This is a genomic window from Mesorhizobium sp. B263B2A, assembly GCF_020165775.1.
GTDB lineage: Bacteria > Pseudomonadota > Alphaproteobacteria > Rhizobiales > Rhizobiaceae > Mesorhizobium > Mesorhizobium opportunistum.
This window is the reverse complement of record NZ_JAIUIU010000015.1, coordinates 162,751-175,649: the sequence shown is the minus strand read 5'-3', so window position 1 is coordinate 175,649 and position 12,899 is coordinate 162,751. Positions and strand designations below refer to the sequence as shown.

Annotated in this window: 8 protein-coding genes; 3 read left to right on the top strand and 5 right to left on the bottom strand. The window is 58.6% G+C overall.

Annotation, left to right across the window (positions count from 1 at the left end):
- From LB568_RS22555 to LB568_RS22535, 5 genes are all read right to left on the bottom strand, one after another.
- Positions 1–2,986: beta strand repeat-containing protein (locus LB568_RS22555; RefSeq protein ID WP_412033923.1), on the bottom strand; the 2,986-nt coding region annotated here is incomplete at its 3' end.
- A 1,656-nt stretch (positions 2,987–4,642) separates the two neighbouring features.
- Positions 4,643–5,740: an SEL1-like repeat protein gene (locus LB568_RS22550; protein WP_224731259.1), complete on the bottom strand. Its 1,098-nt coding sequence runs from the start codon at positions 5,738–5,740 to the stop codon at positions 4,643–4,645.
- A 275-nt stretch (positions 5,741–6,015) separates the two neighbouring features.
- Positions 6,016–6,552: a GNAT family N-acetyltransferase gene (locus LB568_RS22545; protein ID WP_224731258.1), complete on the bottom strand. Its 537-nt coding sequence runs from the start codon at positions 6,550–6,552 to the stop codon at positions 6,016–6,018.
- Positions 6,542–7,987, bottom strand: a complete 1,446-nt coding sequence (locus tag LB568_RS22540) for an HlyD family type I secretion periplasmic adaptor subunit (RefSeq protein ID WP_224731257.1) — start codon at positions 7,985–7,987, stop codon at positions 6,542–6,544. Before LB568_RS22540 ends, LB568_RS22545 begins: the two co-directional genes overlap by 11 nt.
- Before the next feature lie 3 nt (positions 7,988–7,990).
- Positions 7,991–10,156: a type I secretion system permease/ATPase gene (locus LB568_RS22535; RefSeq protein WP_224731256.1), complete on the bottom strand. Its 2,166-nt coding sequence runs from the start codon at positions 10,154–10,156 to the stop codon at positions 7,991–7,993.
- 1,199 nt (positions 10,157–11,355) lie between these two features.
- Between LB568_RS22535 and LB568_RS22530 the strand changes: the two genes are divergently transcribed.
- The 3 genes from LB568_RS22530 (at position 11,356) to LB568_RS22520 (ending at position 12,571) form a co-directional block, all read left to right on the top strand.
- Positions 11,356–11,754, top strand: coding sequence for a hypothetical protein (locus tag LB568_RS22530; RefSeq protein WP_224731255.1), 399 nt, complete (start codon positions 11,356–11,358; stop codon positions 11,752–11,754).
- A gap of 194 nt (positions 11,755–11,948) precedes the next feature.
- Positions 11,949–12,386 (top strand): hypothetical protein, encoded by a 438-nt coding sequence (locus tag LB568_RS22525; protein WP_224731254.1) that lies wholly within the window; start codon positions 11,949–11,951, stop codon positions 12,384–12,386.
- A gap of 14 nt (positions 12,387–12,400) precedes the next feature.
- Positions 12,401–12,571 carry a hypothetical protein gene (locus LB568_RS22520; protein ID WP_224731253.1) on the top strand — a complete coding sequence of 57 codons (171 nt, stop codon included), beginning with the start codon at positions 12,401–12,403 and terminating at the stop codon, positions 12,569–12,571.
- The last annotated feature ends 328 nt before the right edge of the window (positions 12,572–12,899 follow it).

Genomic DNA, 12,899 nt, shown 5'->3' with positions numbered 1-12,899 from the left:
TGACGATCACGTCGGTCTCTGTCGCGTCATAAGTGCCGTCGCCGTTGACATCGGCCTGCGTCGTCTTCGACAGGCCGGTGACTGAGGTCGTCGTCAGCGTACGGTTGACCAGCGCCCCATTGCTGGCGAAGTTGGACAGTGTCGTGGTGGTCGAGCCATCGGCATTGACCTGGATCGCCCTGGTCTGGTCTGTCGCCCCCTCGCCGTTGGCATCGGTCGTCGTGGTGATGGTCTTCTGATCGCCGCTGGTGACGGTGACGCTCTTGCTTAGCAGCGTGCCGTTGAGCGAATAGTCCAGGATCTGCTCGCTATGCGAACCGGCGCTGCCGCCCAGGGTGACGATGTCCCAGACAGTGTCTTCCGGCGAGGCGCTGCCGTCGAGATAATGCGCGACCGACGTCGTCAGCCCATCGGCACTGGTGGTGGTGACGGTCTTGTCGATCAGAACGGTGCCGGCGCCGTTGTAGGTCGAGACGGTCTCGGTCGTCGAGCCGTCGGCATTGAGGACTGTGACATCGGTGACGTCGCTGTCCAGGACACCATCGCCGTTGGCATCGGTTTGCGTGGTCACCGACAGGCCGTTGCCGCTGGTGGTGATGGTACGCTTGCTGAGCAAGGTGCCGTCGTTGCTGAAGTCCTGGATTGTCTCTTTCTTCGAGCCGTCGTTGTCGAAGGTCGTGGTGTCCCAGTGGGTACCCTCGGCGGAACCGTCGTATGCCACCGATGTCCAGAGGCCATTGGCGCTGGTCGTCGTCACCGTTTTGTTGATCTGGATGCCATTGGCCGCCGTGTCGGTCACCGTTTGCGTGGTCGAGCCATCGGCATTGAGCACGGTGACCCTGGTCTGGTCGACATGGCCGTCGCCATTGCCGTCGATCGTCACCGTCGTGGTCTTGCGATCGGCGCTGTTGGTCGTCACCGTCTTCGAAAGCAGCGCGCCGGTGTTGCTGGTGGTCGACACCGTCTCCGTGCGGCTGCCATCGGCATTGAGCACGATCGCATCCGTCGCCGTGCGGTCGATGGCGCCATCGCCATTAAGATCTGCTTGGCTGGTCTGGGTCAGGCCATTGGCCGAGGTGGTGGTGATGGTCTTGCCGGCCAGCGCGCCATTGGCGCTGGTGTCGGTCACCGTCTCGGTGCGCGAACCATCCGCATTGGCGACGATGACGTCGGTCTCCGTCCCGTCATAGGTACCGTCGCCGTTGACATCGGTCTTGGTCGTCATCGACAGGCCGCTGGCGGCGGTCGTCGTCAGCGTACGGTTGACCAGTGCGCCATTGCTGGCGAAGTTCGACAGTGTCGTGGTGGTCGAGCCATCGGCATTGACCTGGATCGCCCTGGTCTGGTCTGTCGCCCCCTCGCCGTTGGCATCGGTCGTCGTGGTGATGGTCTTCTGGTCACCGCTGGTGACGGTGACCGTCTTGCTGATCAGCGTGCCGCCGAGCGCATAATCCAGGACCTGCTCGGTGCGCGAGCCATCCGAGCCGATGGACACGATGTCCCAGCGCTCGTCCACAGGCCAGTCGCCGCCATCGATGTACTGCTTCACCGACGTCGTCAGCCCATCGGCGCTGGTGGTGGTGACGGTCTTGCCGATCAGAATGGTGCCGGCGCCGTTGTAGGTCGAGACGGTCGTCGTCACGGAATTATCGGTGTTGATGACAATGGAGGACGCCGTCACCTCGTCAAAACTGCCGGCGCCGGCATGGTCGATCTGTACGGTTTTACTGCCTGCGTCAGCGCTGGTCGTCGTCACTGTCTTGTCGAGCAGCGTGCCATTCTTACCGGTATCAGTCACAGTCTCCACGCGGCTGCCATCCGCATTCACAACCGTCGTGTCAGTGGTGATGACATCGAAGCTGCCTGACCCTGCATGGTCGGTTTGTGTGGTCCTGATCAAGCCGTTGGCGTTAGTACTCACCACGACCTGTTTGATGGTTAAGCCATTGGCGGCCAGTGCCTTGGTCGTGGTCGACGTTGAACCGTCGACATACCTGACAAACACCTGGGTCTGATCGTTGATACCATCGCCATCCTGGTCGAGCGCCGTCGTCACCGTTGTCTTGTCAGCGCTGGTTATCGTCGCGGTGCGATCGGCGAGCGAACCATCGGCGTTGAAATCGCTGACGACGCGCTGGCGCACACCTGCCGTGATCGTAGTCACGTCGGTCTGCCAGCGGTCATAGGTGCCGTTGCCGTCATCGTCGAACTGCGTCGTCGTCGACAGGCCGTCGGCGCTCACGATAATGAGGTTCTGGAATGCCAGCGTGCCTTCCTTGTCGTAGCCTTCAAGCGTGGTGGTCTTTGAGCCGTCACCATTGGTCACGGTGTTGATCTTGATGATGTAGCCGTTGGCGTCCGAGGCCAGCACGGCATCGCCAACAGCCCCCGTGCTTCCATCGGATTTTGTATAGGTCGCGATACCGGTGATGGCAGAACCATCAGCAAAAGTCTGACCACTGCCCGTCGCTGTTAGCCCGATCGAGGCGATGCCGAGCGAAGCCAGCGATACCAACTGTCCGTGGACCATCACCTTGAATTGGGACCAGCGGGCATCGCCGGCATCGAGCAGTCCGTTGTGATTGGTGTCGAAAACGCTCTTCAGCGCATCGAGATCGCTGCTCGCCGTCTGGTCCCATTCGGTGAAGACGAACTCGCTGGAGCGGCTGATCTTGCCGTCGCCATCAGCATCGAACACGAGCACGCCGTTGCCCTCCCCCGCCCACGCCGTGCGGTGCTGATAGCCATCGCCGTCCAAATCGAGGAACTGCGATGAGTTCGACAAGGTGTCGACGGCAAGACCATCGCCGGACAGGTCCAGCAATACGGGTTTACCACCACCGGCTTTGCCATTCGCGCCAGCATGGCTGGCCGCGCTACTGCTGTAATTGCCGGCATGGTCCTTGCCAGTGGTGGAATAGCCACCGGAGTCGTTAATACCGCCTCCTTTGCTGCTAGGCCCCGCATTGTTCGTATGGTCGGACATGCCTGCTTGCGACAGTTCCCGAGCCACCATCTTCTGCAGGTTAGGATCTTTAGGATTTACGCCCCTGGCAATAGCGGCCTGCGAAGCCCCCGCCGTGACGGCCTTGGCCGATAGACCTCTGCTTATTGCGTCCCTTACACCCGCACCAATGGTGTCCATAGGGGCATCGCTAGGGCCGAAGCCGGGAACGTAAACAGTCGGCGGCACGTTCAAGATCGGGGGAGCCACACGGGGTATCGCGGGTTTTATGGCAGGGGTGCGACGGGCGCGAGGGACAGGCTTAGTCACAACCGCTGGAGTATATATAGTATTGAAAATGGTGGTCGGTGTGACCGGGGTATAATCTGGAATCCCCATGGGAACTACCCCGCTCACCAGATCAACAACCGGGGCCGCCGTATAGGATTGATTGGGTACTCCAGTCGGCACACCGCCAAGAAAACTGGTATCGGGAGAATACTGAGCCGGCTTAGCGACGGAGGTCGTAAAGCTCGGTCCATAGTTCCTTGTGTCCTGATTGTCCCTCAAAGCGCCAGACGGGGAACTGGGACTAGATGGCGCTGTGGGGTTAGATTGTCCGGCAGGGCCAGATTGAGTACCTCCATGTCCCGAGCCCAGTCCAGACGGAGTAGCACTCGATCCCCAACCAGGTCCATAAGCGCTTGGATTCTGGTTATCTCTCAGAGCGCCCGACGGAGCAGTAGGACCAGACGGAGCAGTGCTGGGTCCCCAAGCAGGTCCGTAGTGGGCTGGGTCCTGATTATCTCTCAAAGCGTCCGTCGGAGAAGTAGGATTAGACGGAGTGCTGAGTCCCGGCGCTGTCCGGTTTTTAGCGTTGGTTTCGCTCGGGCTGTCTAACCCGGTGCCAGGACCGGTATACCCGGGGGCCAGTCCCGGCGCTGGCCGGTTCTTGGCGTTAGTTTCGCTCGGAGTATCGAGACCCGTGTTGAGACCGGTATATCCGTTCCTCTGGCCAGTACTATCGACATAAGGGTTAAGATCGCGAGGTGTTCTTGGGTCATACGTCCACGTGTCGCGCGGAGGCTGAGACATCTCTATGTCGTCCAAGCTCTTCCCAGGAAATTTCCCAGGATCGGCAGCCCATCCCAGCATAGCTCTATCAAACGGCGTAGCAATTCCAAGATCCGGATGGACCGGCACTCCAAGTACCTCCAGCTTGAAATGCGGACTTACACTTATCTCATCTATTGTAGAGTAAATATGCTCAGGGTATCTTGGGGAATTTGTTCCCAATCCCGGTATGGCGTCATAATATTCAGGAGGAATACTGCGATATGTGGTCTTTACATTGATACCGGCCTGCGCATCGAGCACAGTGAACTGCGCCTGCGGATTCCCAAAAGTGATACTCGCTGAAGCATAGCCCGCACCCGTCGTATCCGCAGCAACCCCAGCTTGTGCATCGAAATATGAAAATAAATTAACTCCACGTCCGGCAAATACCGTTGTCGTGCCGTCCTTACTCTGCGTTATGCTAGCGCGCCATCCGGCAGCATCAACAGTGACTCCAAACTTGTCATCGGACGCCCCCGAGTCGATCTTAGTGTCCACCACACTCCACCCCTCAAGATTTGCGTCGAGCTTCTAGTTTCAACTAAGGAAATACCTATAAACAAATAAACCCTTCACAAGGTATCAGTAAACCTTCAATTTTTGCAAGGCTTCTTTTGAATTTTGATCGCCTTGCGATGAGGCTTTCTTCCACCAAGAAATTGCTAGATCAATATTCCGTTCTACGCCTTGCCCTTGAAAATAGGCAGCCCCCAAATTATACTCAGCATCAGTACTACCCAGCTCCGCAGCACGAAGCCACCAAGTGACCGCGAGGCGGAAATCCTGCTTCACCAGCTGGCCATCGTAGTAGACGCCGGCCACTCTTTCCTGGGATTCCCGATCTCCCTGCTGCGCCGCTTTCAACCACCATGCAAACGCCGCAGACTCGTCTTTAGGGACGACCTCGCCAGCGATGCACAAATACCCCATCACTCTCTGAGCTGCCGGGTAGCCACCTTCGGCCGACTTGAGCATCCATCTCGCCCCTTCTGATAAATTCCTGCCCACTCCGGTTCCAGTGATGAACAAGTCACCCAGTGTATACTGAGCGGCTGGATCTCCGCCGCCGGCCGCCCGCTCTATCCATCGGATGCCAGCTTCGTTATCTTGAGCGACACCGGCGCCGCTCAATAGAGTGACGCCGAAATTCAACTGTCCGCTCAGGCTGCCATTCTCGGCCGCCTTTTGCCACCAAGCGACAGCCTTTCGGTCATCTTTTGCAATGCCCAAACCCTTTGAATAAAGCTCGCCAAGATAACTCTGAGCATCAGCATCGCCTTCATTCGCAGCAACCAAAAGCCAACGGAAAGCCTGGCTTGGATCCCGTTCGACGCCCGCTCCACCTAAGAAAGCGACTCCCGCATTGTATGCGGCACGACCATTTCCTGCAGCAGCGGCCTTGACCCACCACCGAACCGCCAAACCGAGATTTTTAGGGGTGCCTGCACCAGCGGCATACATATCCCCCAAAGCCCCCTGAGCCGCCGGATCTCCAGACAAAGCACTCTTTTTGGTTAGATCGAACGTTTTCAACGCTGCATTGCTTTCGTATGCAGGCTGTTTGACGCTGTCATCCGCAATAGAACGGTCCAATGCGACAGGTAGAGAACCGAATACCATAGAAATTAGCACGAGTATGTGCTTTGGTACTGGCCTCAGGTTATTACTTCGAATCCACATTCACCATACTCCATCGGATGACGTCACGGCCTTGATCCGTGGCATACGGCACGAACACAGGTCCGATCAGTTATATGTATTTGTTTTTCCCAGTTCGTCACGCGGAACGCCCCACACCCCAAGGGAAACAAAATACGCCACATTGCTACGACCCGAGGCGATCTTAAGTCAATAGGTATGACTTATTCTATTTAAGATTATTCCATAGCGCTACAGATACACCAAATACGATATATACTTCGGCGTTTTCAAAGGCGGAAGTGAGCAGTCCAACACTACACATCGATGATATATCCGCCTCCCAGTAGTCTGGCGCCGCCGGCTCGCAATAGCCGATCCGTCTGCTTGATTGCCGTTCCCGTCGTGACATGGATGAGGATATGCCTGGCCTTGCGGCTTTTCGACCACAGCACGATGCCGCGAACCAGGCGCGTGAATACTTTTGCAGACAGGAAACGGCCGCAACGCTGCGTATCGACCGCAATAAGGTGGGCGGTGGTCATCAAACCGCCTTCGCCGATCAGGTATTCGCCGGCGGAGAACCAGGCCAAACCGACCAGTTCGCCCCTTGCTTCGGCCACGATCAGACATTGGTTCGGTGGCGAACTCCTTATCTGCTTTTCAAGCGCGTCAAACTTGCTCTCGGAAAACGGAATGTCGGCAAAGATGGTGCGCGCATGGAACTGCCGAACAAGGGAACGTATCGCTGCCCAGTCTTTATCTTCAGACAGGCGCACGCGCACGATGCTCTGTTTAGGGCTCTGTTGCGCGTCTTGCTCGGGACGCTGCAAAGTCTCCGCCTCACCGCTCATGGAACGCCTCGTCCGTCATCTCCATCAGCGGGTCGAGCAGATACTCCAGCACCCTCCGATTGCCCGTCTTGACCTCGGCAGTCACCGACATACCAGGCGTCAGCACTACATCCCTGCCCTCGACACGGATTGATGTCTCATTCAGCGCGATCCGCACCGGGAACACCAGGGGCCCGGCGCTGTCGCGCGCTGTCTCTTCCTTGGCCGCTGATGGCTGTTGCGTCGCGCCGGCCGGGATCGCGTCGTTGGAGACGGTCAGCACCTTGCCGTCGAGCGTGCCGTAGCGAGTGAAGGGGAAGGCTTCGAGTTTCACGCGCACCTCCTGCCCTTCATGGACAAAGCCCTTGTCGCGGTTGAGCAGCATGGCCTCGATCTCGAGTTTCGTGCCGTCGGGCACGATCACCATCAGCTTCTGGCCGGTCTGCACCACCTCGCCCAGTGTATTGACCTCCAGTTGCTGGACACGGCCGGCGACCGGGGATTTGAGCAGGCTGGCGCGCTCGAAGAGTTCGGCCTTGGCGAGGTCCTGCTGCAGCACGCCGATCGAGCGGTCGATCTCGATTAGTTCGGTGGCGACCTTGTCGAGATAGGCGTCGCGGCGGGCAAGTTTTTGTGCGGCAAGCGTCTTTACCGTGGCTTCGAGCTCGGCGATGTGACCCTCGTCGGACACCGTCGCCATCAACTGGTCCTGCTCACCCTGGCGCGCCTCGATCGTGCTGGTCTTGATCCCGACCTGGCGCTTTTCCAGCTGCAAGTAAACATCCAGTCTGTCGCCGGCGAGGGTGACGAGCTTGCGACGTTCGACCAGGGTCTTGCCGGCGCGTTCGATCTCTATTCGTTTCTGCGCGATCTCGGCTTCGAGGCTTTCCTGCTCAGATTGATAGGCGGCCAGCGACTGGCGCATCTGCAGCCGCTGCAAGTCGACCAGCGGCGCGGGAGCATTTGCCGGGACAGTGAACTCGGCTTCGGCGGATGGCGTGTCGTCCGCTACGGCATCGATCAGCGCCTGGAGCCGCGCTTTCGAGACTTCCGCCGCTGCAAGATTGCCGGCATTTTTCTGCCGCTCGGCCGCGTACTCGGCCGGCTCCAGTTCCACCAAGGCTTCACCCGCCGCGACATGGTCGCCCGCCTTGACATGCAGCGCCTTGACCGTGCCGGTGATCAGCGGCTCGATGACCTGCACCTTGCCGATCGGGATCAGCTTGCCCTGGATGGTCGCATAGGTGTCGATGCGGCCGTACCATGACCAGACCAGTGCGCCGACGGCAAATAGCATGATCAGGCCGGAGAAAATGCGGGCGGCCGGCGAGGCCGGGGTTTCGAGGATCTCGATGGCGGCGGCCTGGAAGGCGCGATCGTCGCGGTTGAGTTTCGGACGCTTGGCTTCCGTCTCGCGCGCCACGCCTTCTTTCACCGCTTGCCAATAGCGTCCCATCGTCTACTCCGCCGCCTGGGATTGGGTCGACGGGCGCTGCTCGGCCTGCAGCCGATAGAGCTGGGCATAGCGGCCATTGAGCTTCAAAAGCTCCTCATGCGTGCCTTGCTCGGTGATGCGGCCGGCCTCGATGGTCATGATGCGCGTGGTATCGCGAAGTGCAGCCAGCCTGTGCGCGATGATGAACACTGTGCGGCCTTTGGCCATGAGCCGCATGTTCTGCTGGATGATGTATTCCGACTCATAGTCGAGCGCGCTGGTCGCTTCGTCGAACAGCAGGATGCGCGGGTTTGTGACCAGCGCACGGGCAATGGCGATGCGCTGGCGCTGGCCGCCGGAGAGGTTGGAGCCACGCTCCTCCAGCACCGTGTCGTAGCCCGATTTGAGCTGCAGGATGAATTCGTGCGCGCCGCTGAGCTTGGCCGCCTCGATGACGCGCTCCAGCGGCAAAGCGGGATCGGCCAATGCGATGTTCTCGCGCACGGTGCGCCGGAAAAGAATGTTCTCCTGCAGCACGACGCCGATCTGCCGGCGCAGACTGCGCGGATCGATCAGCGCCAGGTCAACACCATCGACCAGCACGCGGCCACGCTCGGGCACATGCAGCCGCTGCAGCAACTTGGCGACGGTGCTCTTGCCCGAGCCGGACGGCCCGACAATGCCGATGATTTCGCCGGGCTGGGTCTGGAACGAGACGTCGCTGAGGATCTCGCGCTCGCCCGGCCGATAGCGGAAGGTGACGTGATCGAAAGCGGCATGGCCTGAAATCTTGCGCAAGGAGCCCTGCCCGCCACCGCCTGATATCTCGACCGGCGCGTTGAGGATGTCGCCCAGCCGGTCAACGGAGATGCGCACCTGCTGCAAATCCTGCCAGAGTTGCGCCAGCCGCAGCACCGGGCCGGAGACGCGGCCAGCCATGATGTTAAAGGCGACCAATTGGCCGACCGTCATGTCGCCCGCTACCACCGCCTTGGCGCCAAACCACATGGTGGCGACGATCACCGCCTTGGAGATGAGCTGGGCGGTGTTCGAGGCAAAATTGGCGAGCCTGGCGGTGCGAAAGCCGGCGCCGACATAGCCGGCAAGCTGGTCCTCCCAGCGCCGCTGCATCTGCGGCTCGACAGCCATCGCCTTCAGTGTTTCCACGCCGACGATGGATTCGACCAGGAAGGTCTGGTTCTCGGCGCCGCGGTTGAACTTTTCCTCGATGCGGCGGCGGAACTCCGGCGTCACCGCCATGGACAGAATGACATAGGCCGGGATGGAGCAGATGACGATCAGGGTCAGCCACGGGCTGTAGAGATACATGACAGCGAGGAAGACGAAGAGGAACAGCACATCGAGCAGCACGGTGAGCGCCGAGCCTGTGAGGAAGGCACGGATGTTCTCTAGTTCATGCACGCGCGCCACGGTCTGGCCGGTCTGCCGCGCCTCGAAATAGGCGATCGGCAGGCCGAGCAAATGGTGGAACAGTTTTGCGCCGAGCGCCACATCGATACGGCTGGTGGTGTGGATGGTGGTGTAGGTGCGAAGCCCGGTGAGCAGCACCTCGAACATCGACACGGCCGACAGGCCGATGACCAGCACTTCGAGCGTGGTCAGGCCGTTGTGGACCAGAACCTTGTCGATCACCAGCTGGAAGAAGATCGGCGAGATCAGGCCGAGCAGCTGCACGAAGAAGGAGGCGAGCAGCACCTCGGCGAAAATCCAACGATAGCGGATGATTTCGGGGATGAACCAGGAGAAATCGAAACGCCGTGAAAACCCCTGCGCGAAGGCGCGGCTGGTGATCAGCACGGCGAAACCGCTCCACAGCGCCTCAAAGTCGGCCCTCGCAAGTTCTTGCGGTGCGCCCGATTGCGGATCCTGCAGCAGCACTTTTCCCGAGGAGAGCGCCGCCAGCAGCGCGAAGCTGCCGTCGGTCTTCTCGATGATGGCCGGCAAAGGCAGGCGGTCGAGCCTTCTCGGTGATGGTCTGGCGATCCTGGCCTTGAGCTTCAACCGTTTCGCCGCCCGCACGATATCGACGCGATCAGCAAGCCGTTCGCCAAGTCCCAGGTCATGGCGAATGGCATCGGGATCGGCCGGCTGGCGCAAATACTGTGTCATCAGCGTCAAGGAAATGACGCCGCTATCGAGACGCACGACTATCGGCGTGACGGAATTCACCTACCCCCCGGCAAGTATCATAATGCTGTGTTTCTTATCCATGCTCCTGTTCATTAGCGGACGCAAGTATTTGATCCCGAAATTTTTACGCGCAAACTACATTAGCAATACTTTATATACGAGCAGTCGTGCATCACGGTTCTTTCCTCAGCCGCTATAGGTGTGTCCTTTTAGCAACCACCTACCTCGCGCGACCGGAGAGCGATCGTCTCCCCGCCCCAGCCAAGGTGGTCTCATGGCAGGCACTTTGATGAGCCTTCCGCACCCATCGGCGGCCAGCACTATGTAGTCTCTCCATGTTTACCCGCATCGATGATGCGAAGGTCGACATCCCCAAGGCAATGAGCCAGGCACCTAGCGACGTCCGCTTTCGGTGCGAAAGAGAACGTTGGAATTGGCCGAATGGAGGCGCATAGCTCACGTTCAGCAGAACTATCGGGTTCGTGCTAACGTGCACGACTAAGGAGGGGGCACACGCGCCAGAAAGTCCATGCCTCCTGAAATTTTTCCCAATACCGACTCTAAGTCACAATTTGTCGCACAAGCACTCGCAATTCGGGCTGAGGCGCGACGCAAAAAGTTCGAAAAGCTTCCAAGAACCCCAGCCAAACTTTACTTATTCAATAAAATCAATGCCTTACGAGAAATTCAACTTCCTGACGTCGGCGATTCCAGGGGACTAAATTAGGGGATTTTCTAGGGAAGTTTTAACCCTGTGGATAGCTGTCCTCTGAGCCGTTACTGTCGGGCAGTTGGAGTCGGGGTGAACGGGGGACTCGCTTTGCATAAGCTAATGATGATCGTGGCGGCTTCGACCACAAGCGCCGCCATGGCACAAACTCCGCATGAGCTTGGCAACAAATATAAGGCTTGCCTCTTTGCAAACGCGATCCTTACAGCGCGGAAAGCTGTCACGCGCCGACCGAGCTACTGCCAGCAATCTATGCCTCCTGCATCAACGAAGAACGTCACATCCACGACTCTGTAAAAGCCAGAGAAGGAGTGGCGGTCGCGACAAGGACGATTGAGCTAGTCCAACAAGGTCTTAATCGCGAAGTTGTGCGTTTGATTGTCGACGGCCAAATCAAGAGCGGCTGTAAATAACACGCCCACCGACAGCCGCGTTGGCAACACGACTATTGACGGCGAGTCCACCCTATGATTCGTTGCCACCGGCAACATTCTTCGGGGGACTAGTCTTGAAAAGACTGACTATCGTTGCGGCGGCGCTCGCGCTCGCCGGCTGCACCACTTCGGCCGAACAAATCGACAAGCAGATAGCGGGGCAGCAACCGCCATCGGCGGCGCTTAGGCAAAAGATCGTGGAGGCGGCACGGACCGAGCTGAAAGATCCCTACTCGGTCAGGGACGCCACCATCTCCTCATACATACCGGCACCTGGCAAGCCCAACACAGGGTTCGTCTGCGTGCGCTACAACGCCAAGAACGGCTTCGGCGGCTATACGGGGCTCTCCACGGTCGGCACCAACGTGATTAACGGTGAGCTGCGCGGGCTCTTTCAGAACCCCTACCAGTGCACACTGGCAAGCCTGCACTGGTATCCGCTGCCAGAGGCAAAGCAGCTCCAAAACCTTTAGACCAACAACCAGCCGAACGCGGCGAGTCAGAAGACCACGACAAGCGCCAGCAACACCAGCCGACCAGCCTATATCCGGGGTGTGATCTGGGCACTTGTCGCAGGGCATCGTCGGCCGCTCCAAGCATCTCTCACTGCCTAAACATTGCGTGTCAGCGTTGTCTGAAGCAAATTGGAGGCAGGGAGGCGATCATAATGGATGCTGGAAAACTTGATGAAATTTGGAAGCAGCAAGCAATCCCCGTCATCTTGCGTAGGGATGGCTGGCACGAAAAATTGAGAGCGAGATTGCCAAAAGCCGACGACGACTGGAAATGGATTAACAGTCTCGGGAAGTCTTCCATCACTTGGATACATGGCGGCTCGTATTGGGAATTGCCAAAGTCATGGTTCAACAATTTCGTCAATGAAGCGCTGGCGCGGTATAAGCGGCTTTACGTGATTCAGCCCTATCGAGAGCAAGAAAAGTGCGCGCCGGCCTGCATGAACGCTGCCGGCCATGAATGCGAATGCTCGTGCATGGGTGCTAACCATGGCGCCGGGAATGATGGTAGTTGGTTTGAAGTATCAGAGACCTTCGCGACGCGGTGGTATGAGCGCGAGCTTGCTTGTCGGTTGATGACGGTGAAATAGCGAGGGAGAAATCAGTGCAATTAGACAAGCAGACAATCACCGCAATGCGTGATGCATCCTACGTGCGCACACCGGGAGGCAGCGCCACGATTGGTTTGGAACCCGATGACGTGCCGGACTTCATTGAAGATCGGGATGCCTTCGCCGCAAAAACACTTTGGTGTCAGCCGGCAGCAATATCTTGATTGGGTAGCGACGGACGGCGCTCCCCGGTGTGGTGCGACCACCAAAAAGGGAACACGCTGTCAGAATTCCGTCAAGGGCGGCATCCAACGGACTATCGAGGAATGGGTGAAGCTCAATGGCGGGTATTGCCCGGTTCACGGCGGCGAATGAAGCCCGGCTGACCAGCTAGAAATCGGTGAATACCCTATAGTAACAACGATTTTGATCCTCCCATAAGCAGGACAGACGCGCCATCTGACCGTCAAGCCAGCGGCGAGATGCAAAACCGCTGGTAAATCGCGGCAACCATCCTGTGAGATTCGTTGCTGCATCGACAGAATCGGCAGT